22 protein-coding genes and 1 riboswitch are annotated in these 23,947 nt (G+C 40.2%); of the genes, 20 read left to right on the forward strand and 2 right to left on the reverse strand.

Annotated elements, in window-relative coordinates:
• Nucleotides 1-7 precede the first annotated feature (7 nt).
• Nucleotides 8-760 (forward strand): tRNA1(Val) (adenine(37)-N6)-methyltransferase, encoded by a 753-nt coding sequence (locus QE450_RS20330; protein WP_307301711.1) that lies wholly within the window; start codon nt 8-10, stop codon nt 758-760.
• Nucleotides 757-1,668, forward strand: coding sequence for a 16S rRNA (cytidine(1402)-2'-O)-methyltransferase (gene rsmI, locus QE450_RS20335; protein ID WP_273614312.1), 912 nt, complete (start codon nt 757-759; stop codon nt 1,666-1,668). The genes QE450_RS20330 and rsmI overlap by 4 nt, the downstream gene beginning before the upstream one ends.
• Before the next feature lie 326 nt (nt 1,669-1,994).
• Here the strand turns inward: rsmI and QE450_RS20340 are convergent, their stop codons facing one another.
• Entirely contained in the window at nt 1,995-2,249 is a 255-nt protein-coding gene (locus QE450_RS20340) for an AbrB/MazE/SpoVT family DNA-binding domain-containing protein (RefSeq protein ID WP_017815545.1), read from the reverse strand.
• Nucleotides 2,250-2,581: 332 nt separating this feature from the next.
• Between QE450_RS20340 and QE450_RS20345 the strand changes: the two genes are divergently transcribed.
• From QE450_RS20345 to QE450_RS20395, 11 genes are all read left to right on the forward strand, one after another.
• The gene (locus QE450_RS20345) at nt 2,582-3,904 is read left to right on the forward strand and encodes an HD domain-containing protein (RefSeq protein ID WP_307301716.1); all 1,323 of its coding nucleotides are present in this window, start codon (nt 2,582-2,584) and stop codon (nt 3,902-3,904) included.
• Nucleotides 3,905-3,951: 47 nt separating this feature from the next.
• A complete protein-coding gene (locus QE450_RS20350; protein ID WP_273614314.1) occupies nt 3,952-4,719 on the forward strand; it encodes a TatD family hydrolase in 768 nt (255 codons plus the stop codon).
• Nucleotides 4,720-4,914: 195 nt separating this feature from the next.
• A riboswitch (cyclic di-AMP (ydaO/yuaA leader) is annotated at nt 4,915-5,138 on the forward strand.
• Between the two features lie 323 nt (nt 5,139-5,461).
• Nucleotides 5,462-6,580, forward strand: a complete 1,119-nt coding sequence (locus QE450_RS20355; RefSeq protein WP_373462010.1) for a resuscitation-promoting factor — start codon at nt 5,462-5,464, stop codon at nt 6,578-6,580.
• A gap of 197 nt (nt 6,581-6,777) precedes the next feature.
• On the forward strand, nt 6,778-7,326 hold the full coding sequence (gene rnmV / locus QE450_RS20360) for a ribonuclease M5 (RefSeq protein WP_273614315.1): 549 nt from the start codon (nt 6,778-6,780) through the stop codon (nt 7,324-7,326).
• Between the two features lies 1 nt (nt 7,327).
• Nucleotides 7,328-8,212 carry a 16S rRNA (adenine(1518)-N(6)/adenine(1519)-N(6))-dimethyltransferase RsmA gene (gene rsmA / locus QE450_RS20365; RefSeq protein WP_204827295.1) on the forward strand — a complete coding sequence of 295 codons (885 nt, stop codon included), beginning with the start codon at nt 7,328-7,330 and terminating at the stop codon, nt 8,210-8,212.
• Nucleotides 8,213-8,318: 106 nt separating this feature from the next.
• Nucleotides 8,319-8,594, forward strand: coding sequence for a biofilm formation stimulator Veg (gene veg, locus QE450_RS20370; RefSeq protein ID WP_069326066.1), 276 nt, complete (start codon nt 8,319-8,321; stop codon nt 8,592-8,594).
• A 220-nt stretch (nt 8,595-8,814) separates the two neighbouring features.
• Complete coding sequence (ispE, locus tag QE450_RS20375) at nt 8,815-9,669, forward strand: 4-(cytidine 5'-diphospho)-2-C-methyl-D-erythritol kinase (protein ID WP_273614316.1); 855 nt, start codon at nt 8,815-8,817, stop codon at nt 9,667-9,669.
• A gap of 170 nt (nt 9,670-9,839) precedes the next feature.
• The gene (gene purR / locus QE450_RS20380) at nt 9,840-10,676 is read left to right on the forward strand and encodes a pur operon repressor (RefSeq protein WP_204827297.1); all 837 of its coding nucleotides are present in this window, start codon (nt 9,840-9,842) and stop codon (nt 10,674-10,676) included.
• A gap of 195 nt (nt 10,677-10,871) precedes the next feature.
• Nucleotides 10,872-11,159 (forward strand): septation regulator SpoVG, encoded by a 288-nt coding sequence (gene spoVG / locus QE450_RS20385; protein ID WP_204827298.1) that lies wholly within the window; start codon nt 10,872-10,874, stop codon nt 11,157-11,159.
• Between the two features lie 177 nt (nt 11,160-11,336).
• The gene (gene glmU, locus QE450_RS20390) at nt 11,337-12,722 is read left to right on the forward strand and encodes a bifunctional UDP-N-acetylglucosamine diphosphorylase/glucosamine-1-phosphate N-acetyltransferase GlmU (RefSeq protein WP_274173001.1); all 1,386 of its coding nucleotides are present in this window, start codon (nt 11,337-11,339) and stop codon (nt 12,720-12,722) included.
• Between the two features lie 199 nt (nt 12,723-12,921).
• Complete coding sequence (locus QE450_RS20395) at nt 12,922-13,875, forward strand: ribose-phosphate diphosphokinase (protein WP_069326070.1); 954 nt, start codon at nt 12,922-12,924, stop codon at nt 13,873-13,875.
• Between the two features lie 64 nt (nt 13,876-13,939).
• Here the strand turns inward: QE450_RS20395 and QE450_RS20400 are convergent, their stop codons facing one another.
• Complete coding sequence (locus QE450_RS20400) at nt 13,940-14,140, reverse strand: hypothetical protein (RefSeq protein ID WP_069326071.1); 201 nt, start codon at nt 14,138-14,140, stop codon at nt 13,940-13,942.
• Between the two features lie 181 nt (nt 14,141-14,321).
• Between QE450_RS20400 and pth the strand changes: the two genes are divergently transcribed.
• The 7 genes from pth (at nt 14,322) to QE450_RS20435 (ending at nt 23,816) form a co-directional block, all read left to right on the forward strand.
• Entirely contained in the window at nt 14,322-14,882 is a 561-nt protein-coding gene (gene pth, locus QE450_RS20405) for an aminoacyl-tRNA hydrolase (RefSeq protein WP_273614317.1), read from the forward strand.
• 185 nt (nt 14,883-15,067) lie between these two features.
• The gene (gene mfd, locus QE450_RS20410) at nt 15,068-18,592 is read left to right on the forward strand and encodes a transcription-repair coupling factor (RefSeq protein ID WP_307301723.1); all 3,525 of its coding nucleotides are present in this window, start codon (nt 15,068-15,070) and stop codon (nt 18,590-18,592) included.
• On the forward strand, nt 18,579-19,703 hold the full coding sequence (locus QE450_RS20415) for a peptidylprolyl isomerase (protein ID WP_307301724.1): 1,125 nt from the start codon (nt 18,579-18,581) through the stop codon (nt 19,701-19,703). The genes mfd and QE450_RS20415 overlap by 14 nt, the downstream gene beginning before the upstream one ends.
• Nucleotides 19,704-19,843: 140 nt before the next feature.
• Nucleotides 19,844-21,478, forward strand: coding sequence for a putative polysaccharide biosynthesis protein (locus QE450_RS20420; protein ID WP_307301725.1), 1,635 nt, complete (start codon nt 19,844-19,846; stop codon nt 21,476-21,478).
• A gap of 39 nt (nt 21,479-21,517) precedes the next feature.
• Nucleotides 21,518-23,005, forward strand: coding sequence for a bifunctional methyltransferase/pyrophosphohydrolase YabN (yabN, locus tag QE450_RS20425; RefSeq protein WP_307301727.1), 1,488 nt, complete (start codon nt 21,518-21,520; stop codon nt 23,003-23,005).
• A 254-nt stretch (nt 23,006-23,259) separates the two neighbouring features.
• Nucleotides 23,260-23,532 (forward strand): HU family DNA-binding protein, encoded by a 273-nt coding sequence (locus tag QE450_RS20430; protein WP_204827305.1) that lies wholly within the window; start codon nt 23,260-23,262, stop codon nt 23,530-23,532.
• On the forward strand, nt 23,532-23,816 hold the full coding sequence (locus tag QE450_RS20435) for an RNA-binding S4 domain-containing protein (RefSeq protein ID WP_274171321.1): 285 nt from the start codon (nt 23,532-23,534) through the stop codon (nt 23,814-23,816). Before QE450_RS20430 ends, QE450_RS20435 begins: the two co-directional genes overlap by 1 nt.
• Nucleotides 23,817-23,947 lie beyond the last annotated feature (131 nt).

Here is a 23,947-nt window from a genome sequence, read left to right on the forward strand (position 1 = left end):
AAATACCATGAACGAACAACCACTTCTGGCAGATGAGCGTATTGATGATCTGCTCACGTACAATCTTAAAATTATTCAAAGTCGAGAAGTATTTAGCTTTTCGATGGATGCGGTATTGTTAGCACGATTTGCAAGTATTCCTAAGCGTGGTAAAGTGATTGATCTATGTACAGGCAATGGAGTCATTCCTATTTTGTTGTCTACACGTACCCATGCTAGTATTGAAGGGGTAGAAATACAAGAACGCCTGGCAGATATGGCAATGCGTAGTGTGACGATGAATGGCTTAGAAGAACAAGTCAAAATTCGAGTACAAGATCTTAAAGATATGCCACTTGTTGGTGAACGAGAAGCGTATGATGCGGTAACAGTAAATCCACCTTATGCACCTGTAACAGGAAGTGATATGAAATTAAATATTCATCATGCTATGGCAAGACATGAGATTGGATGTACGCTGGAAGATGTGATTCGTACGTCTGCCAAACTGCTTCGTAACGGTGGTAAACTGTCGATGGTTCACCGTCCTCATCGCTTAGCAGATATTATTATTTTGATGCGACAATATGGAGTAGAGCCAAAACGTATTCGATTTGTACATCCTCGTCAACATATGGAAGCCAATATGGTATTGATCGAAGGGTTACGTGGAGGAAAGCCTGAAATGCGTATGTTACCGCCACTTATTGTATATGATGAACAGGAGCAATACACTACAGATCTCAAATCAGTCTATTACGGGTTAAAGGAGTCGCTATGAGCATACAGATTCAAAAAAGCTTTGCCAAAGGGGAGTCTGCTGTTCTGCACGAAGGAGCAGGTACGTTATATCTTGTTGCTACCCCGATTGGTAACTTGGAAGATATGACTTATCGTGCTGTACGCACACTGCAAGAATGCGATATCGTTGCTGCTGAAGACACAAGGCAGACACGTAAATTATTGACTCATTTTGATATTACACCAGGCAAATTACTTAGTTATCATGAGCATAATAAAAAAGCGAGCGGCCCTGAACTAATCCGCCTTATTATAGAAGGAAGTAGTCTTGCACTTGTAAGCGATGCAGGATTGCCTGCTATTTCGGATCCCGGGCAAGAATTGGTAAAGCTGGCATTAGAACAGCAAATTGCAGTTGTGCCTATTCCCGGGGCAAATGCGGCTTTGTCTGCTTTGATTGCTTCTGGATTATCGACAGATCGGTTTACATTTGTAGGATTTTTGCCAAGAGACAGCAAAGGTCAAGAAGAAGTACTAGGTAGTGTTAAGCATGGAGCAGGTACATTACTATTATATGAATCTCCGCATCGCATTATCAAAACATTACTGGCGATTGCACATCATCTCGGAAATCGTAATATCGTATTAGCACGTGAGCTAACGAAGCGTCATGAAGAGTGGACACGAGGCAGTGTTGAAGAAGCACTAGAATGGTTAGAAACTCATCCACCTATCGGCGAATATTGCGTTGTTATTGAAGGGCAATCGTTAACTGAAGCCAAAGCAGAAGCAAGTGAATGGTGGCAACAGATGAGTATCGAAGAACATGTGATGCACTACGAAAATAAAGAAAACATTTCACGTAAAGATGCTATGAAAAAAACAGCGAAAGACCGCGAAATCTCTAAACGTGATGTATATCAAGTTCTTTTAGATGAACAAGAATAAACCGTCTAAAAATGCTTTCTCAATAACTGATTTTAGAGTCTATATTTATAATAGAAGAAACTCGTTATATCTATTATTTTTTCACAAAAATGAATATTCAAACAGGTAACATAATGTAGGAATCTTAAATTGTTTAAGATTCCTTTTTGATGTGTAAATTGGAAGTACTATGCAAAAGGAAGTATAATAAACGCCAAGCCTTTTTTTGAAAACCAAAAGAAAGCAAAAAAATACCTTTACCCAGACAAAATGCTGAGTAAAGGCCCAAGGAGATATTAAAAAGGTTAGAATTAATAAGTTGATAATTCTAGTATAACCTATTTTATTTATTTTGTCACAGGGACAGGAATTTCGGAAATACATTCATTACAAACGATTTTTCCTTTAAAATAAGTTACATTTTCAGCATTACCACAGAAAATACAAGCAGGCTCGTATTTTTTAAGCATGATGCGTTCGCCATCAACGTAGATTTCCAAAGCGTCTTTTTCTCCGATACCTAGTGTACGGCGAAGTTCGATAGGAATTACTACGCGGCCCAATTCGTCTACTTTTCTTACAATACCAGTTGATTTCATCATTACTGATCAATCCTCTCAAATTTAAATATATTAGTTGTTATTGGTTTGTTTGATGTGCTATCATTCGACAAATTTCTATGTTTTATGATATTCATAATACCAACGTTTCCCAAATCAGTCAACCTATAAATTGAGAAAAATAGAGTTTTTTTCTGTTTTTTTTGAAAAAATATTTTTATATAGCGGTATTATAAGGTATTATGGGCTTAAAATTATTTTGTCGATTTGGAAATTCGTAACTTGTATATACCGACATCATTCGACATTATCATCGAAGAATTTATTTTTAATTTTAAATAGTTGTGTTTTAGAGATAGAAGGAGGAGTTTGTTTTGAAGCCTGTACAACCTTTAGGAGAAGAAAAAGTATTTAAAGATCCTGTACATAATTATATCCACGTGCAAGATCGTTTAATCTGGACATTGATTAATACACCTGAATTTCAAAGATTACGTCGTATCAGACAATTGGGAACTTCTTATTTAACTTTTCATGGAGCAGAGCATAGTCGATTTTCTCATTCATTAGGTGTGTATGAAATTACACGTCGTATTATTTCTCAATTTGAACGTGGTGGTTATGAAGATTGGCCGCGAGAAGAAAGTCTAGTGGCTTTGTGTGCAGCTTTATTGCATGATCTGGGTCATGGACCTTTTTCACATTCTATAGAAGAAGCATTTGATATGGATCATGAAGAATGGACCTGTCGTATTCTGCTTGGCGATACAGAAGTAAAACGTGTATTGGAAGAAGCAGAAACAGGTCTGGCTGAACGAGTCGCTTCTGTTATTCGCAAAGATTATGAAAAACCGATTGTTGTCAATTTGGTGTCTAGTCCGCTGGATGCTGATCGTATGGACTATTTGTTACGTGATGCTTATTTTACAGGCGTGAATTATGGAACGATTGATGTGGATCGTATTTTGCGGATGCTTCGTCCTCATAATGGTAGAGTAGTCGTTAAAGAATCTGGGATGCATGCGATTGAAGATTATTTGATGGCACGTTATCAAATGTACTGGCAAGTGTACTTTCATCCAGTAACTCGAAGTTCGGATATTGTTTTGCGACAGATTTTCCGCCGGGCTAAAGAATTGTTCGATCAAGGATTTGCATTTAAATTTTTACCGTACCCATTACCTGCTTTATTTGAAGGGAATATTCAAGTACATGATTATTTATTGCTAGATGAAGCATTAGTACAGACAGCTTTTATGCAATGGACACGAGAAGATGATGAAATTCTTGCAGATGTGTGTCATCGATTTATGCAACGTAGACTGTATAAATATGTAGAGACCGATTTAATTGATTTGGAAACGATCGATAGTATTCGAAATGAATTTGCTAGAGTGGGATTGCATCCTCAATATGATCTGGAAATCGATTTTCCAACTGATCTTCCTTATGATGTATTCCGTCCGGGCGATCCTAAAAAGGAAAAACAAATTCTACTATTAGATCGTCAAAATCGTATTCAAGAAATTTCAGAAGTATCGGATATTGTACGTTCAATCAGCGGTATTCATCGTGGTCGATATCATCTCTACTATCCGCAGGATAAATTGGAAAAAGTCATTCATCAGTTATCAGAAGAAGTAGCAGCAATATTTGAAAATAAAATCAATCCGCCTCAAATGGAATTTGAAATCTAAAATAAAAGAAAAAAGTGTGTAAAACAGAGAAGGAGCGAGAAAAATATATGTTATTTGATACACATACTCACTTGGATTCGATTGAATTTGCCGATGATCGTAAAGAAGTCATTGAACGTGCTTATGCACAGGGTGTAACACGTATGATTAATGTGGGCTTCAACCGCGAAACGATTCCAACCACAATGGAATTGGTAGAAAGTTACGAATTTATATATGCAGCGATAGGTTGGCATCCTGTAGATGCGATTCATATGCAACCTGGTGATCTCGAATGGATCGAATCGTTATGCAAACATGAGAAAGTAGTCGCTATCGGTGAGATCGGTCTTGATTATCACTGGGATACTTCACCAAAAGAAGTGCAACACAAAGTATTACGTGAACAAATTGGTCTGGCACGCTCCATTCATATGCCGATTGTGATTCATAATCGTGATGCACACGAAGATATTGTAAAGATTTTACGTGAAGAAAATGCACATGAAGTCGGAGGAGTGATGCACTCTTTTTCAGGTAGCTGGGAAACAGCCAAAATGTGTCTTGATATGGGCTTCCATTTATCGTTTGGAGGACCGATTACATTCAAAAATGCGAAGCAACCTAAAGAGGTGTTACAAAAGGTTCCGATGGACCGTCTTTTACTTGAAACAGATTCCCCATTTTTGACACCACATCCTTATCGTGGAAAACGAAATGAGTCCGGTTATGTGACACTTGTAGCAGAAGCGGCAGCAGCGCTAAAAGGGGTATCACTGGAAGAAATTAGTACAATTACAACTAAAAATGCACTGGAACGATTTGGCATTCGATGAAAAACAGAGTAAATCACGCAAAAAACATCGTTAAACGGATATATGAATAAATTATCATCAAAAAATCGGAGAATATGACAACTTTTTAACCATTTATTCAGAAAAACGTGCTTGCTCGTCGCTTTACATGAGGGTTGGGTTCGGGATATTATTTCATCAGTGATTTAATCTTGCTGTTATCACGCAAGATTCCATGATTCGGTCTCGCTGAGTTTCCTGCATAGGAAAACGGGGGAACCAACATATGTCTTCAAGCCATTATTATCAGAATACCGAAGTCATTATGTATGATTCCTTTTACAGGGTCTATGGGGTGAATTGGAGGTACTCGCGCCATGAGCGGAGGAGCCTTCAAAGGGCAAGCAATACAATGTGTCCGAATCCGACAGCTAACCCCGTAAGCGATGCAGAGGCAACCTCGTATTTTCTAACGTTTTCCGAACTGTATTCAAATACGTCGGAAGCCAAGGAAAAGTTGCTCTTGCTCTTTTCCAGAGGCTTCTTTTGTTTTGGGCAAAACGAAAAGGTACAGAGATACGATATTTGAAGCTTGATCTTTCAGATATTAGGTATGTCCCTTAGACTGACCATGGCGCAGGCATTTTTGAACATCACGAAAGATTATCACACAGATTCGATAATCTTATGCTTACGATCAGCCTGTGAAAATTCTGTTATATAGTCGCGTCATATACAATTACGTCACAGCTAGACGGCGAGACTATGAAGGAGGACGGAAGAAGTGGCAATTGCTCCTTTCGAAAAAACCCATGGTTCGCGCTCATCCAGCATGTCTTATGCGCTGAGTTGGAAGCAACAAAATCTACGCTATGTATTGTGGGCTGCATTATTGGTTATCGCTCTTGCAGCGATGCTATTGTCCCTACTTTATAATCAAGCGGGTAAAAATATTTCTGTTGTCATTGACGGCAAAGCACAAACCGTGGAAACACGTAAATTGATGCTTTCTCAACTGCTTGATGAAAATCAAATTAAAGTGGCACCACAAGATAAAGTGTCAATGCCGATGAATGGCGCACTTCAAGATGGCGATAAAGTTTACATTAACCATGCGGTTGCAGTAAACATTACGGCAGATGGTGGTACGAAGAAAATCTATACCACCTCTAAGACAGTTGGTAACACATTGGAGCAAGCTGGATTAACATTGTCAGGTCAAGATCAACTTACACCAGCAATGGAATCTTCAGTTCATGACAATATGGATATCAAGATTGTTCGCACCAAATCGTTTGTAGCGAAAAAAGTTGTAAAGATTCCTTATCAAACTGTTAAAAAAACCGATGCTTCTATGGTTGAAGGTAAAACAAAGTTAGTACAAAGTGGTCAAACAGGTAAAGTGGTTCAATACATCGAGAAAGTATACGAAGATGGAGAATTCGTCTCCAAACGTATGGTTGATAAAAAAACAACCGCAAAAGTGCAAGATAAGATTGTAGCAATAGGTACCAAAAAAGAAGAGCCTAAGCTTCTTGCAGCTGCATCATCTAGTGGAGGTTCCAGTAATAGTACTTCCAAAGCAGGTGTAGATTTTTCTTATGCGAAAGTACTGAACAATGTATCTCTTACTGCTTATTCGTCTCAAGAACCTGGTCTAGGTACAGTGACTGCTTCTGGAGCACGTGTAACAGAAGGTCGTACGATTGCAGTCGATACGAGTGTCATTCCTATGGGATGGTGGGTATACATTGAAGGCATTGGCTTCCGCCGTGCTGAAGATACCGGTAGTGCTATTAACGGTAATAAAATCGACGTATATATAGACAGCTTGAGCCAAGCAAGAGCATTTGGACGTAAATCCGGTTACACTGTATATGTAATTGGTCCGGTTAAACCCTAGTCAGGGTGTTGATTGGGATAACGCCATTGCTTAAGCCCAGTCATCTGTTATATGATATAAATAATATTAACCATGAGCGTGAATAAGGAAAACAAAAAGAAGAGGAATATTCCTCTTCTTTTTGTTCTGTTAAGATCAATTTATAGTGAATAGATAGAGGTCATTATTTACAGAGTGAAGGGAAGCGTACAATCAACGTGATTAAAGAAGTGATTGTGGTGGAAGGTAGAGACGATACAGTAGCGATTAAACGAGCTGTAGACGCGGATACGATCGAAACTGGTGGTTCAGCGATTGGAGCTCATGTTATTCGTCGGGTGAAGTTAGCTCAAGAACGCCGCGGTGTGATCATATTAACAGATCCTGATTTTGCTGGTGAACGGATACGTAAGATCGTCGCGCAGAAAGTACCTGGTTGTAAACATGCTTTTATTCCTGAAAGCGAAGCTACGCTCAAAGGTGATATCGGTGTTGAGAATGCTTCGCCTGAAGCGATTCGTGAAGCACTTGCACGTGTACATTCTGAAATGCCAGAAGCAGAGATTTTGATCGATTGGGAAGACTTGATTATGACAGGACTGGTAATGCAGCCAGATGCAGCAGAGCGAAGAATGAAAATGGGCAACTTGTTAGGGATAGGGTATGGCAACGGAAAACAGTTCCATAAGCGTTTGCGCATTTTTGGAATAAGCCGTGAAGAATTTGCAGCAGCACTTTCACAAATGGAAGCGGAGGAAGAACAATAATATGGATGAACGACTAGATATAGCGACACCCAAACGCACCAAAGAAATTATAAATAAGTATGGATTTTCATTTAAAAAAAGTCTCGGTCAGAACTTTTTGATCGATTCGAATATTTTGAACAAAATTGTAGAAGCTGCCGAGTTAACACCTGAAAATGGAGCTTTAGAGATTGGACCGGGGATAGGCGCATTGACCGAACGATTAGCCCAAGAAGCGGGTGCAGTAACAGCGGTTGAGATTGACCGTCGCTTAATTCCAATTTTGAAAGAAGTGCTAGAACCTTATCCACATGCTAAAGTACGTCATGATGATGTGCTTAAAGTCGACTTACATCAATTGTTTCGTGAAGATTTTAGTGAAGTTGAAAAAGTCAGTGTAGTTGCTAACTTACCGTACTATGTCACGACACCGATCGTTATGAAGCTGTTGGAAGAACGCCTTCCGTTAGATAATATTGTAGTGATGATCCAAAAAGAAGTCGCTCAGCGCATGGCAGCGCCTCCTGGAGGCAAAGACTACGGAAGTCTAAGTATTGCTGTGCAATATTATTGCGTGCCTGAATTGATCTGTATTGTGCCTAAAACAGTATTTATCCCACAGCCTAATGTAGAGTCTGCTGTGATTCGCTTAAAACTGCGTGATCGTCCGGCAGTAGAAGTCGAAGATGAAGCTTACTTTTTTGAATTGATGCAATCTTGTTTTGTACAACGTCGTAAAACGATTGCCAATAACTTGCGCAGTCGCTACTTTGAAGGTGGAGACCGTACGCAATTAGAGCAGCTTTTGGCAGAAGCAGGAATTGAACCTTCTAGACGCGGAGAAACACTTAGTTTGCAAGAATATGCGACTTTGAGCAGTGTATTTTTGAAAGCAGGTATCCGCTAAAAAAATTCGTTGACAAGATAAATTTAATACTGCTATAATTTAATGTTCATTTGACAAACTATCTTTTCTTTGATATAATGAGGAGGGAAAGAGGTGGTTGTAGTCAATGGCTAACAATGCGCTTTTGGAAATCAAACGTAGTCTTGATGCTCATGTAGGGCACAAAATTACGTTACGTGCTAATGGTGGTCGTAAGAAGACCATCGAACGAACCGGAGTTTTGGAAGAGACCTACCCTTCTGTTTTTATTGTCAAGCTCGCTGAAGAGCATCAGACATTTGAACGTGTGTCTTACAGCTATGCCGATATATTAACAGATTCTGTGGAAGTCACCGTCTGTGATGACGATTGTCAGACACGAATCGAATATGTTGGGAATTGAATAACTGTTTTATCATAAGACAGTCTTTATCTCCTTTCGGGGTAGAGACTGTTTTGTTTTGTGACTACATTTTATAGATATGAACGGAACCCGATACCCATATTAATAGACTTTATACTTCATTTTTTTTATAATATGGATTATTCGCAATGATAAGCACAGGAACCCGTACGCAGCGTATCAAATCGTTCGGATGGAATGTTGAGGGTGGAGGAACAGCATGAAGATATATGAAAAAGCGCCAGCGAAGATTAACCTGATGCTGGATGTGTTACATAAACGACCGGATGGTTATCATGAGGTCGAGATGATTATGACGATGGTCGATTTAGCAGATCGGCTGACACTCACTGAATTGTCTCGAGATACGATCCAAATTTCCAGTCAAGCCGGATATATTCCTTTGGATGAGAAAAATCTTGCTTTTCAAGCTGCTCAAAAAATCAAAGCAAAATATAATATCAAACAGGGCGTACATATTCATATCGATAAGCAGATTCCAGTTGCTGCAGGTCTAGCGGGAGGTAGTAGTGATGCTGCCGCAGCGCTTAGAGGATTGAATCGTCTCTGGAACCTCCAGATTCCTCACGACGACATGATGGAGCTAGGTGCTTCTATCGGTTCTGATGTGCCATTCTGTATTACAGGCGGTACAGCGTTAGCAACAGGACGTGGAGAGCTTTTGACCCCACTTACCAGTCCACCGGATTGCTGGGTCGTTCTCGCGAAGCCACCGATCAATGTATCGACTGCTGATGTATACGGACGTTTCCGCGCTGATAAAGTAGCCAAACACCCTTCTGCTATCGAAATGCAGAAAGCGTTAGAAAATAAATCATTTGATGAAATCTGTGATCAGCTTGGCAATGTGCTTGAAGATGTGACACTGACTCACTATCCGCAAGTACAGCAGTTGAAGCAGGCGATGATCCAGCTTGGAGCTGATGGCGTATTAATGTCAGGCAGTGGCCCTACGGTATTTGGATTGATTTCAAAAGAATCTAAAGTAGCTCGTGTCTACAACGGGTTAAGAGGATTTTGTAAAGAAGTATATGCTGTACGAATACTAACTTAACTGATTTCAAATCGCAGTCTTTTTTACTCAATATGGTGCTCGATGATAAGCCATAAGAGAAAAAGATTGCGATTTTCTTTTACAAACACGTACAAAAATGTTATATTCACTTTAATTATTCGGGTTTAGGGTATAAAATGTCAATATTTTGTAGATAGCGAGGCGTTACGGTGAAAAAATTAAAAAGAAGCGCGCGGTTAGTTGAGTTAACTCAATATTTAACTTCACGACCACATACGCTAATTCCATTAACCACTTTCGCTGATCGATACGGAGCGGCCAAATCATCGATTAGTGAGGATCTGACCATTATCAAAGAAGTTTTTGAAGAAGATGGCACAGGAGAGTTGTTGACACTTGCAGGAGCAGCAGGTGGAGTGAAGTATATTCCGAAGCTTGCCAAAGAAAAAGCATTTTCTTTTATGGAAGAATTATGCGGTCAATTGGGACAACCTGATCGTCTGCTTCCAGGTAACTATATTTATATGTCTGATTTGCTAGGGCAGCCTGCTATTTTGAATGAAGTGGGTAAGATTTTTGCTTCTGCATTTGCAGATACGCCGATCGATGTGATTATGACGGTAGAAACAAAAGGGATTCCGCTAGCTCATGCTACAGGCACGCAATTGAATTTGCCGGTGGTATTAGTAAGACGTGATCATCAGATGACAGAAGGATCAGCAGTAAGTATTAACTATGTATCCGGTTCTCATAAGAGCTTGCACACGATGACGTTGTCGCGTCGCGCGCTAAAAGAAAAATCTCGCGTATTGATTATTGATGATTTTATGAAAGCTGGCGGTACGATTCAAGGAATGGTTGATCTTTTGGGAGAGTTCAATGCAACGGTTGCGGGTGTAGGGGTACTATTGGAATCAGGTTCTGTCGACACGGATGATCGTTTGTGGGCAGATTATGTGTCACTTGCGAAAGTAACTGATATCGATCCTAAAAACAAAAAAATTACGGTACAACCTGGCAACTACTTTGAAAATGATTCTAATTAAGCTTTTTTGCCAATGATTTTCATTTTAGTAATGAGAACGAATATCATTAAAATCATGTGAAATCGGTAGAAATCGAGCCTAAAAATAAATAAAATAAAAAAATACACAATTATTTTGGAGAAAAAAGAAGGAATTTGGCTTCTATGTGTGGAATTACACAATCTAAGTCTTTATAGACAAAGGTGGTGAACACATATGGAAATAACGGATGTAAGACTCCGCCGAGTGAATTCCGAAGGCCGAATGAAAGCAATCGCATCCATCACAATTGATAGCGAATTTGTCGTTCATGACATTCGTGTAATTGATGGTAACAATGGAATGTTTGTTGCAATGCCAAGCAAACGGACACCGGATGGTGAGTTTCGCGACATAGCGCATCCTATTTCTTCTGGAACTCGCGAGAAGATTCAGTTAGCTGTATTGGCTGAGTACGAACGTGCAGGAGTGGAAGAAGAAGAAGTGATCGAAGAAGGTGCTTAACGTTTACTTATTGGGGTTTGAAAGAAAAGGGAGCCACAGGGAGCTACATTGTGGCTCCCTTTTCTTTTTGTCTGGAATAAGATATATTCATTAAGGAGTTTTAACAACATATCTAATAAAAAGTGATGTAAATATATGAGTTTTACAAGGAGGTCTGTAGTGTTGGATTCGAAAAGAATGGCAATTATACTTGCAGCAGGTAAAGGCAAACGCATGAAATCCAAATTGTACAAAGTACTCCATCCGGTATGTGGTAAGCCGATGGTCGGTCATGTACTAGATGCTGTACAACAAGTACAGTGTGAACGAAGTGTCGTTATTGTAGGGCATGGCGCTGAAGCAGTACAAGCTTATTTGGGAGATCGTGCTGAATATGCACTACAAAGTGAGCAATTAGGAACAGGTCATGCGATTCAACAAGCTGAATCATTGCTTGGTACCGAACAAGGAACGACGATCATTATTTGCGGAGATACACCGCTTGTTACTCCTGAAACGTTAGAAAACATTATTGCTAACCATGAAAGTCAGGGAGCAGCAGTAACTATTTTAACAGCTTCGATGATAGATCCGACAGGATACGGTCGTATTATTCGTGGAGCAGATGGTAGTGTACAGAAGATTGTTGAGCAAAAAGAAGGTACACCTGAAGAATTAGCTGTTCAAGAAATCAATACAGGTACGTATTGTTTTGATAACAGTAAATTGTTCCAGGCGCTTTCTCAGATTACTAACGATAATGCACAACAGGAATATTATTTGACTGATTGCATCAAAATTTTACGTGAACAAGGCGAAATGGTAGCTGCCTACGAAACATTTGATCTAGCAGAATCGATCGGTGTTAATGATCGTCTAGCATTGTCTGAAGCAGAAGGTTTTATGCGTGCACGTCTTGCCAAAAAACATATGCTAAACGGTGTAACGATTATCGATCCGTCCGCTACTTATATTGGAGCAGATGTGGTGATCGGTTCCGATACTGTACTTTATCCGGGAACGATTCTAAACGGTCATACTGTTATCGGTGAAGATTGTATAATTGGCCCGAATACAGAGATAGAAGATTCAACTATTGGAAATGGTTCGACTGTACGTCAATCGATTCTTTCTGGAGCAGAAGTAGGAGCTGAAGGTAATATCGGTCCATTCGCATACTTACGCCCGGGTACAAAGTTAAGCGATCAAGTGAAAGTCGGCGACTTTGTAGAACTCAAAAATGTAACAGTAGGTCAAGGTTCCAAAATTCCTCATCTAAGCTATGTAGGGGATGCTGTTGTAGGTTCAGGCGTTAATATTGGTTGTGGAGCCATTACAGCTAACTATGATGGACTTAACAAATCAATCACTGAAATTGGTGATAATGTATTTATTGGTAGTAATTCTAACTTGATTGCTCCTGTACGTGTAGGTGATGGTGCGTATGTGGTAGCTGGTTCTACGATTACACAAGATGTAGAAGCAAACGATATGGCTATCGCTCGTCAACGTCAAGAAAACAAATCAGGATATGCTGAGAAAATTCGTGCAAAAGCGAAAGCAATTCATGAAAAAAAGAAATAATTAACAGTTATAGCAGAAAATAATGCGCTAGAACTAAAATTATTATCTATTCTTACCAACAAAATGCCACTATTCGCTAAAGAATTATTATATAATATGAAATATATAATGCTTGTTGTATGATTTGACGGATCTAAAGAGAAATGAACGCCGAGTTGATAAGCATTCCAATGAACCACCACGGAGGGTTTTAACCATTATGACTTATTGTGATTCTAAATTAAAAATTTTCACTTGTAATTCTAACCCTAAGTTGGCGGGACAGATTGCTGACTATATTGGTATTCCTATGGGTGAATCTCGTACGACTGGATTTAGTGACGGAGAGATTCAGGTGAAGTTGTCTGAAAGTGTTCGTGGTTGCCATGTCTATGTAATCCAATCTACTTGTGCACCTGTCAATGATAATCTGATGGAACTGCTAGTTATGGTAGATGCATTAAAACGTGCTTCTGCTAAAAGTATTAATGTGGTTATTCCATATTACGGCTATGCACGCCAAGACCGTAAAGCACGTTCACGTGATCCAATTACAGCTAAATTGGTAGCGAATCTGATTGAAAAAGCAGGCGCTCATCGTGTTATCGCTATGGATTTACATGCTATGCAGATTCAAGGATTCTTCGATATTCCTGTAGATCATCTACTTGGAGTGCCTATTTTGGCTCAATATTTCCGTTCCAAAAAAATTGAAAATCCTGTTGTCGTTTCTCCTGACCACGGTGGTGTAGTACGCGCGCGTAAGCTTGCTGATCTACTAAGTGCTCCGCTTGCAATTATTGATAAGCGTCGCCCTGAACCGAATGTGAGTGAAGTGATGAACATTATCGGTAATATCGAAGGTAAAACAGCCATTTTGGTTGATGATATTATTGATACAGCGGGTACAATCGTTTTGGGTGCAAATGCTTTGATCGAAGGTGGAGTAAAAGAAGTGTATGCTTGTTGTACACATCCAGTATTGTCTGGTCCGGCTATGGATCGTCTGGAAAATTCGCCGCTTAAAGAAGTGATTGTAACAGATACAATTCCAATCACGCATCCTAATCCTACAAGTAAATTAAAAGTATTGTCGGTAGCACCTCTTATGGGCGAAGCGATTATTCGTGTTCATGAAGAGCTATCGATCAGTAAACTATTTGAAATTGAATAAGCGTTGATGTAATAAAAGGGTTACTTGCCCCATCTGAGGCGAGTAACCCTTATCGGCGTATCTATTAATACCCGGGTCTTGAAAGAAACACATGACGTTGCCGATGATACAATACACGATTCACCTCGATAAACTGGTGATCATACGCCGTAATCATTCCGATATCGACAGGAATATCACGACGATAAATCTGCACAGGCACTTCCTGCTTAAAATGATCATAAAAATGACGGTTTTTCAGCAATTGCTGCCCAAAGGTGTACATGCTGAATCCCCCTCTCTATACTGGTTAGTCGTGAAGTTGATCATTTGCAGATAAGTATCAAAAGTATGATACGTATTCAATAATTTGATTTTAGCAAAAAATGTTAGTGACTGCACGATAATATAGCAACCTTTACATTTTGGATGATTGTATATTTTCAAAGAAAAGAGGATATGTACCAATGAAATGGATTGTAGGTTTGGGCAATCCCGGATCTGAGTATGCCAAAACCCGTCATAATGTTGGTTTTATGGCATTGGATCGCTTAGCAGATCGTCACGGGATTGCTATTAATCAAGCTAAAAGTAAATCACTGATCGGTGAAGGACATATTGATGGGGTCAAAGTCGTTTTAATTAAACCTATGACCTATATGAATTTGTCTGGTGAAGCGATCAGAGGATATATGGATTATTATAAAGTACCGCTGGAAGATCTTATTGTCGTCTATGATGATATGGATACCGAAACAGGCAAGATTCGTCTGCGTTATCAAGGCAGTGCAGGTGGACATAATGGGATTAAGTCGATTATTCAACATACAGGTACACAGACATTTAATCGTATTCGTATGGGAATTTCAAGACCAGCACCTGGATATGCAATTGTCGATTATGTACTTTCTCCTTTTGCCAAAAAAGAAAAAGAATTGCTAGACGAAATGATCGAAAATGCTTGTAATGCGATGGAATATAGCTTAAAGCATACCTTTGAGCAGACGATGGCTAAATTTAACGGTTGATGCTATAATAAGCCTTAATTCATAAGCAATTACAGACATTGACAACTGTCCCAAATTCATAAGTACCGCCTTTGATGCTGATCTGTAACACAGGTTAGATAAGAAGGCGGTTGTTTGTAGGCAAATCGAGATGAATCCGATTTGTCGTTTTACCGTTTTTACCTAAGGATAAGTGAGGTGCCGTTTTGTTAGAAACTCTGATACAAGCATTTGCCAAAGACAAGGATTTTGGTTCTGTTACATCTGGTATTGTGTCCGGGATGAAAGAACAACTCATCTCCGGTTTATCCGGTTCTTCACGCCAGATCATGATGGCTAGTCTGTTCACAGAAGTCCAAAGACCATTATTGGTCGTCACTCATAATATGTTTGCTGCTCATAAGCTTGCTGAAGATTTACAGGAAGCGCTAACACCTGAGCAGGTTTTGTTATATCCAGCTAATGAATTGGTAGCCGCAGAATCAGCAATATCAAGCCCTGAGACATTAGCACAACGCATTGATGTATTGATGAAATGTGCTGCTGGATTTAGAGGCGTTGTTGTTGTGCCTTTTTCCGGTATTCGGCGCTTTGTACCTGCTCCAGAATCATTAGCAGGTGCTGAAATTGAATTACAAGAAGGCGGTACACTGGTTCTAGATACGTTTTTAACCCGTATGATTGAACTTGGCTATGAACGCGTAGAACGTGTAGAATCACGCGGTGAAATGAGCGTACGTGGTGGGATTATTGACTTTTATCCTGCAACAGCGAGTTTGGCGTATCGAATTGAATTATTTGATGAAGATATCGATTCGATTCGTACTTTCGATCCTGATGATCAGCGCTCTATTGATAAAGTGAAATCTATCACGATTACACCTTGTCGCGAAATTATTGCAGACCGCAATCGTATGAATCAAGCCGCAGATCAAGCTTCAGCTCGCCTTGAAATGCAAATCGAAAAAATGACAGATCGTCAGGCAAAAATTCGTCTGCGCGAAGAAATTGGTCGCGAGATTGAATTGATGCGTCAACATATCTATTTTCCGGAAATCTATAAATATATTAGCTTGCTCTATCCAGAGCAGGTCACTTTGTATAATTACATGCCTGAAGATACGATTCTGATTATGGAAGAACCTGCACGATTGCTCGAAACAGCCAAGCAATTAGAGCGGGATGAATCAGAATGGAATATGCATTTATTGCAAAACGGCAAAAACTTGCCTTCGCTTGAACTTGCTGGAGATACAGATGATATTATGTATCGCAGTGGCTTCCAGACGATCTGGACATCGATCTTTTTACGTCAGGTTCCGCATGTGCTTCCAGGCAATATCGTTAACTTTGTCAGTCGTACGATGCAGGATTTCCATGGACAAATGAACGTGCTCAAGTCTGAGATGGAACGCTGGAAAAAAGCAGGGATTCAAGTGTTGATGGTCGCTAATGGTGAAGAACGGATGGAGCGTGTGCGCCGGGTTCTTGACGATTACGATATCGAGACTCCTATTATGATTGATGGTAGTCTGCAAACAGGATTTGAATTACCATCGATTAATTTGGCGGTTATTACCGAAGGCGAAATGTTCTCCAAAAAGCAACGTAAAGTACGCAAAGTTAGCAAAAATGTAGATAATGCAGAACGGATTCGTAGTTATACCGAGCTTAAAGTAGGTGACTATGTTGTTCACCAAAATCATGGTATCGGTAAATATATGGGAATCGGTACACTTGAAGTCGCCGGTATTCACAAAGATTACATGCATATTATGTATGCAGGTGGCGATAAGCTGTCTGTACCGATCGAACAGATCGATCTGATCCAGAAGTATGTAGGCTCTGAAGAAAAAGAACCTAAAGTCTACAAGCTTGGTGGTAATGAGTGGACTAGAGTGAAAAGTAAAGTTCGTTCTTCTGTTCAAGATATTGCAGATGATCTGATCAAATTATATGCAGAGCGTCAAGAAGCTTCTGGATATGGATTTGAAAAAGATACGGCGGAACAGCAAGAGTTCGAAGATATTTTCCCTTATGATGAGACTCGTGATCAATTACGTGCGATTGATGAAATCAAAAAAGATATGGAAAAAACGCGTCCGATGGATCGTTTGCTTTGCGGTGATGTAGGATACGGGAAAACAGAAGTGGCTATTCGTGCAGCATTTAAGTCTGCTATTGAAGGCAAGCAAGTGGCGATTCTGGTACCGACTACGATTTTGGCGCAACAGCATTATGAGACATTCCGAGAGCGGTTTGCCGAATATCCTTTTAATATTAGTGTATTGAGTCGATTCCGTACGCGTAAAGAGCAGAATGATACGATTAAAGGCATCAAGCAAGGTACAGTTGATATTGTGATCGGTACTCATCGTCTGTTGTCTCAAGATATTATTTTTAAAGACCTCGGTCTATTGATTGTCGATGAAGAACAACGATTCGGTGTATCACATAAAGAAAAGTTAAAACGTCTCAAAACCAATGTAGACGTGCTGACGCTGACAGCGACGCCAATTCCGCGTACGCTTCATATGTCGATGCTAGGTGTGCGTGATCTTTCTGTTATTGAGACGCCACCAGAGAATCGTTTCCCTGTTCAGACTTATGTGGTTGAACATAGCTATACATTGGTTCGTGAAGCTGTAGAGCGCGAATTGATTCGCGGTGGTCAGATTTATTACCTTTACAACAAAGTTCAAGGAATTCACGAAATGGCAGCTCAAATCTCTGAACTGGTTCCAGATGCAAGAGTCGCTGTCGGGCATGGTCAAATGTCTGAACAAGAATTGGAAAAAACAATTCTTGATTTCTTAGATGGCGAATTCGATGTACTCGTAAGTACCAGTATTATTGAGACAGGCGTAGATATTCCAAACGTGAATACGCTTATTGTACATGACGCTGATAAAATGGGGCTTTCTCAGTTGTATCAGTTGCGTGGACGGGTTGGACGTTCGAACCGAATCGCGTATGCTTATTTTACGTACCAACGGGATAAAGTCTTAACTGAAGTAGCAGAGAAACGTCTGCAATCGATTAAAGAATTCACAGAACTGGGTTCAGGCTTCAAAATTGCGATGCGCGATCTATCGATTCGTGGAGCAGGTAATCTTCTAGGGGCTGAACAATCAGGCTTTATCGCTTCGGTCGGGTTCGATCTGTATTCACAAATGCTAGCTGAAGAAATTCAGAAACGTAAAGTGACAATGCTAGGCGAAGAAGATACCAAAGCGAACGATTGGAATACTGTTATTGATCTGTCTATTGACGCGTATCTACCAGCTGATTATATTTATGACAGTATCCAAAAAATAGAAATTTACAAAAAAGTTGCTGTATTGTCTGCTTTTGATGATATTAGCGAGCTTGAAGATGAACTGTTAGATCGTTTTGGCGAATTGCCTGAAGCGGTATTACAGTTATTACAAGTGGCAAGACTCAAGCTGTACGGCAAACGCTACGGTATCGAAAATATTTCGCGCCGCGGAGACGATGTGTTGCTGAAGTTCCATACAGGGCAAGAAAAAGCGTTCAATTTGAGCAAACTGTCCCAAGTTGGCAATCGCTTCGAAAGACGTGTACAATTTAATCAGGGTTCCAATATGGTTATTCAAGTCAAAGGTAAAGGACTAACGGATGGCGAGCTGCTTGAACTGCTTTGCCAATTCCTCGAGGCTATCATGGAATCATTCAAACTAAAGGGGGAACTACAGGATGTGGCCAATTAAAAAAGCTGCGCGGAAAACGACGATGTTAGCAGTAGTTGCTATTCTGTGCATCAGTCTGTTAGCAGCTTGTAACAAAGGAACAACCGCGGAAACAAAGAATGATGAAACGAAAGATACAAGTGCGGTGGTTGCCGAGTATAAAGGCGGTACAATCACTGAAAATGAATTTAATCATGAAGTAAGTATGATGAAATTCTTCTCTCCTCAATATGCTCAAATGTTTGATATGGACGAATATAAAGAAATTTTGCTAGAGCAAGAGATAGCTTACAAATCTCTTGATGACAGTGCAAGCGAAGCAGCAAAAACTGCCGGTGCTAAACAAGGTGAAGAACAACTAGCTCAATTCAAAACAAGTGTAGATCCTGAACAACTGGCTACTATGCTCAAAGAAGCTAATTTGACAGAGCAAGATGTTAAAGACTATATGACACGTGTATTGACTGCTTCTGAAGTAATGAAAGAAAAAGTTACAGATGCAGATGTAGAGAAATACTACAATGACAACAAAAAAGATTACACAACAGCTTCTGTACGTCACGTATTGATCGGACTACAAACTGCTGATGGTAAAACTCGTACAGATGCTGAAGCATTGAAATTAGCTAAAGAAGTAAAAGCTAAATTAGATGGCGGAGCAGACTTTGCAACAATCGCTAAAAAATATTCTGACGATACAGGTTCTAAAGACAAAGGTGGTCTTTACGAAAACTATAAAGTTGGAAACTGGGTTGAAGGCTTCAAAAATGCAGCATTGGAACAAAAAATCGGTGTGATCGGTGATCCAGTGAAAACAGATTACGGTTACCACGTAATTAAAGTAGAATCTCGTACAGACAAAGCATTTGCTGATCTAACGGCTGAAGAAAAAGAAACAATCAAATCTCAAATTGCTTCTCAAAAATTCAGCGAATATATGTCTAAAGAAGTACCAGGTATGATTACGAAGAAAAATCTACCTAAATCTGAAACAGCTCCAGCTGCTACAGCGCCGACAGAAGGTACAACGGCTCCAACAGCACCAGCTACAGAGGGAACAACAGCTCCAACAACAACTGCACCTGCAACAGAAGGTTCTTCTACAGAAGCACCAGCAGAGAGCAGTAAATAATATTTGATGACTGATTGGCTTCTATAGCAAAAAGTAGATTGAATGGGTAAAACAAATAGCGCGGAGTCTCCGCGCTATTTTTGTGTAATTTATTCCGAAAAAAAGAATGCCACTACTGGCTAGAAAGGAGCACCGTGCATATGAAAGAATCCTCTCCATCTTCGCGTATGCTTAAAGGAGCATTTATATTAGCATTGGCAGCTGTGTTATCTAAATTAATCGGTACGATCCAAAAAATACCGTTGCAGAATATCGGAGGAGATGGAGTATTCGGTATTTATAATGCGGTGTATCCTTTTTATACGCTAGTTCTTCTTGTCGCTACCGCTGGATTTCCAGCAGCTGTTTCCAAATTTGTAGCTGAACGGATCGCAGCTGGTAATGAAGAAGGAGCAAGGCGTGTTTTAACAATCTCATCTGTGATGCTGATTGTTCTAGGCGTAGTAGGCGGCATTCTGATGTACATAGGAGCACCTTTACTGGCAGACTGGATCGATAATCGTCATACGGAAGCCGCTATACGTAGTTCAGCGCTAGCTTTGCCGCTAGTGCCGATTATGGCGGGGCTACGGGGATATTTTCAGGGAATGCATAATATGATCCCTACAGCGGTCTCTCAGGTCGCTGAGCAGACGATTCGTGTAGCTGCAATGGTTATTTTACTGCTGATGTTAGACCGCAATGGAGCCGCAGACGATTGGATTGCGGCGGGTGCTACATTTGGTTCTGCCGCAGGTGGAGCTGCTGGTTTATTGGTGATGTTGATCTACTGGTGGATTTATCGTCAAAAATCAGCGGTGAGATTATCGCCATCTTCGATACCAAATAGTGTTCATGAGCCTGTACTTCCTTTGCTCAAAGCATTATCACTCTATGCACTACCGATCTGCTTGGGATCATTATCCGCGCCTTTAATTAGTCTGGTAGATACTTTTACAGTTCCACGTCTATTAAAAGGAATTGGCTGGAGTGAAGCAGAGGCTATGGTACAATTCGGGATATACAATCGAGGAATGCCATTAGTACAGTTGATGTCGATGCTAGCTACATCCTTATCTGTATTGTTTATTCCTGCACTGGCAGATGCCAGAGTACGTGACCGAATGGATCTGGTGCAATCACAGAGTCGTCAGGCACTAAGCTGGTTTTGGTTGCTTGGGCTTGCTGCTTCAGCTGGTGTAGCGGTACTAGCTGTTCCACTAGATATTATGTTGTATCAAGACGATGCAGGTAGTGAAGCGATGCGCTGGTTAGCTTTTACAGGCGTAGGAGCTACTGTGTCAATCGTAACAGCAGCGTTATTACAAGGAATGGGTTCTGTCAAAGCTCCAGCAGTACATTTGTTACTTGCCACTGTCGTTAAAGCAGTGCTTAATATTGTACTGGTTCCTTATTTCGGTATTACAGGTGCTGCATTTGCGGGCATTATTGGTTATGCGGTAGCTGCTGTTTTAAATACATGGTTATTGATACGATTAACCCGTCTACAAGTGACATGGAAGCAAGATTTGTTCAAGCCTTTATTTTTGGTTATGGTAATGTCTGGCACTGTTATTGCATGGATGTTCGGGGCTGAATATGTATTCGATCGCTGGGGACTGGATGGACGTATTCAAGCGTCTCTGATCACATTAGGCGGAGTAGTTATCGGTGCAATTGTATTTGCAGGTGGTATATTCCAATTGAAAATTATGACTACCGCAGAGATTATTGCTTTGCCGAAAATAGGTAAGAAATTAGCTAAATTACTGCAAAAATTCAAATTAATTTCATAACAATATACAGTTGATATACCAATGGTTAGGAGGACAAATATGAGTGCACAAATTACAATAGTAGGACTCGGTTCAGGAGATGTAGATCAATTAACAGTCGGTATTTTTCGTAAATTGGAACAAGCTGAAAAGCTATTTGTTCGTACCAAAGATCATCCAGCATTAGAAGCGTTAGAAGCTGATTTTGTAACATTTGATGAGGTATATGAATCGAAAAATTCATTTCCAGAAGTGTATGCGGAGATTGCCAATCGGTTGTTACAAGCGGCAGTGGAAGGGCTAGATACAGAAGAAATTATCTATGCTGTACCCGGTCATCCGATGGTCGCTGAGAAAACGGTTCAGATTTTGCGTGAACAAGGACAAGCACTGAATATCACTGTAAATGTACTAGGTGGGGAAAGCTTTTTGGATGAAGCATTTACCCGTCTAGGATTTGATCCTATCGAAGGGTTTCAGTTGCTCGATGCGGCTCAGCTTAATGCTCAATTGCTTCAACCTCAGCTTCATACCGTAATTGGGCAAGTCTATGATACGTTTACGGCTTCCGATGTAAAATTAAGCTTGATGGAGCTGTATCCAGATGATTTTGAAGTGATCGTGTGTCATTATCTAGGAGTGCAAGGCAAAGAAATCATCGAACGCACACCTGTATACGAATTAGATCGTACTGAAAATTATGGCAATTTATCGCTGATCTATGTACCTCGTACAGAAGATGAACAGATTCGTAATCGTACGTTTGCTCGTCTGCATGAGATTGTAGGAATTTTGCGTAGTCCGGGTGGATGTCCGTGGGATCAAGAGCAGACACATCAATCGCTTCGTCAGAATTTTATCGAAGAAACGTATGAAGTGTTAGAAACGATAGACGATGATGATCCAGAACATATGCAAGAAGAATTGGGCGATGTATTGTTGCAAATTATGCTGCATGCTCAAATCGAAGAAGAAACAGGAGCTTTTACAGTCTATGATGTGATTGAAAGTCTGAATCAAAAACTGATCTTCCGTCATCCGCATGTATTTGGTGACCGCGAAGCCAATGACGCACAGACGGCTCTCCAAAATTGGGATGCTATGAAAGCCGAAGAGAAAAAACTCAAAGGCACGTTAGATGCTACAGCTTCTCTTTTAGACGGTGTTCCACGGGATCTGCCTGCACTACTGACAGCTTACAAAATCCAGAAAAAAGCAGCAAAAGTAGGCTTTGATTGGGAAAACATCGAAGGCGCTTTTGCCAAAATGGATGAAGAATTGCTAGAGCTGAAAGAAGCTGTACGTGAAGGTCATGATGTACTGGATCAGCAATTGGAGTTAGGCGATGTGCTTTTCTGTGCAGTCAATATTGCTCGCTTTATCAATGCCGATCCTGAGCAATCGCTAGCACTGGTTAATCGCAAATTCAAACACAGATTTCAATATATTGAACAGGCATTACACACGCAGGGTAAAGATATTCTGTCTATGTCTTTGGTAGAACTCGATCAGCTATGGGATGAAGCCAAATTACAAAATAAACAGTAATTCAATTATTTCGAAAAAAATAAGCAGAGCATACGTTCTTATGTTATGATCTTTCTAGCAGCGTTGAAGCACACGCTTACGGTATGCTATGATGCTTATGGCACCAATTACTCCAGTAAACATAGAGGAATTTGGGATGTCATGAAGAATGTAATATACTGTAGGCAAGCAACTTTGCGTAAACATATTGTGCATCAATAGACAATCTGAATAACGCAGCTATATTTCTTTGAATATTTGGGAGGCTTTGAATAATGAATAAAACAGACTTGATTAACAACATTTCCACAAGCAGCGGATTGACAAAAAGAGACGTTGAAACAGTATTGAACGGTTTCCTTGGTGAAATCACAGATGCATTAACAAAAGGCGATAAAGTTCAATTGATCGGTTTTGGTACGTTTGAAACTCGCAAACGTGCAGCTCGTACCGGACGCAACCCGCAAACAGGTGAAGAAATCAACATTGCGGAATCCAATGTTCCTGCATTCAAAGCAGGCAACAAGCTTAAAGAAGCGGTAAACTAATGCGTCTGGACAAATTCCTGAAAGTATCGAGACTGATCAAGCGCCGTACTGTGGCAAAAGATGTGTCCGAGCAGGGACGAGTCCTGTTGAATGGACGTGAAGCCAAGCCTAGTGCTACGCTCAAAGTCGGTGACGAGATTACAGTTCAGTTTGGACAAAAGCTAGTCACTGTACAAGTAGAACGTTTGGCGGATAGTACGCGCAAAGAAGAAGCAGCAACGATGTATACATTGCTCAAAGAAGAGCCTATCGTAAGACAGGATGATATTTTTTCTAGAGATTAATGTTGGTGAATATCCAATCATACACGGGTTGCTTGTTATTGAAAAAGGCTGTCTTCACGTCTTCGGACTTGGAGACAGCCTTTTTTGTTTTTTCTTTTAATTTGTCGACAAAGTGTTACAAATCGTTATTT

It is taken from the genome of Paenibacillus sp. SORGH_AS_0306, from assembly GCF_030819345.1.
Lineage (GTDB): Bacteria > Bacillota > Bacilli > Paenibacillales > Paenibacillaceae > Saccharibacillus > Saccharibacillus kyungheensis.

Excerpts from the sequence above, each read along its gene's own strand:
- veg (WP_069326066.1), top strand. The coding sequence starts at position 8,319 with ATGGCTAACAATGCGCTTTTGGAAATCAAACGTAGTCTTGATGCTCAT.
- yabN (WP_307301727.1), top strand. The coding sequence starts at position 21,518 with ATGAGTGCACAAATTACAATAGTAGGACTCGGTTCAGGAGATGTAGAT.
- ispE (WP_273614316.1), top strand. The coding sequence starts at position 8,815 with ATGAAGATATATGAAAAAGCGCCAGCGAAGATTAACCTGATGCTGGAT.
- spoVG (WP_204827298.1), top strand. The coding sequence starts at position 10,872 with ATGGAAATAACGGATGTAAGACTCCGCCGAGTGAATTCCGAAGGCCGA.
- QE450_RS20340 (WP_017815545.1), bottom strand. The coding sequence starts at position 2,249 with ATGATGAAATCAACTGGTATTGTAAGAAAAGTAGACGAATTGGGCCGC.
- QE450_RS20400 (WP_069326071.1), bottom strand. The coding sequence starts at position 14,140 with ATGTACACCTTTGGGCAGCAATTGCTGAAAAACCGTCATTTTTATGAT.
- QE450_RS20350 (WP_273614314.1), top strand. The coding sequence starts at position 3,952 with ATGTTATTTGATACACATACTCACTTGGATTCGATTGAATTTGCCGAT.
- QE450_RS20415 (WP_307301724.1), top strand. The coding sequence starts at position 18,579 with ATGTGGCCAATTAAAAAAGCTGCGCGGAAAACGACGATGTTAGCAGTA.
- QE450_RS20430 (WP_204827305.1), top strand. The coding sequence starts at position 23,260 with ATGAATAAAACAGACTTGATTAACAACATTTCCACAAGCAGCGGATTG.
- QE450_RS20395 (WP_069326070.1), top strand. The coding sequence starts at position 12,922 with ATGACTTATTGTGATTCTAAATTAAAAATTTTCACTTGTAATTCTAAC.
- rsmA (WP_204827295.1), top strand. The coding sequence starts at position 7,328 with ATGGATGAACGACTAGATATAGCGACACCCAAACGCACCAAAGAAATT.
- QE450_RS20435 (WP_274171321.1), top strand. The coding sequence starts at position 23,532 with ATGCGTCTGGACAAATTCCTGAAAGTATCGAGACTGATCAAGCGCCGT.
- glmU (WP_274173001.1), top strand. The coding sequence starts at position 11,337 with ATGGCAATTATACTTGCAGCAGGTAAAGGCAAACGCATGAAATCCAAA.
- pth (WP_273614317.1), top strand. The coding sequence starts at position 14,322 with ATGAAATGGATTGTAGGTTTGGGCAATCCCGGATCTGAGTATGCCAAA.
- QE450_RS20330 (WP_307301711.1), top strand. The coding sequence starts at position 8 with ATGAACGAACAACCACTTCTGGCAGATGAGCGTATTGATGATCTGCTC.
- rsmI (WP_273614312.1), top strand. The coding sequence starts at position 757 with ATGAGCATACAGATTCAAAAAAGCTTTGCCAAAGGGGAGTCTGCTGTT.
- QE450_RS20420 (WP_307301725.1), top strand. The coding sequence starts at position 19,844 with ATGAAAGAATCCTCTCCATCTTCGCGTATGCTTAAAGGAGCATTTATA.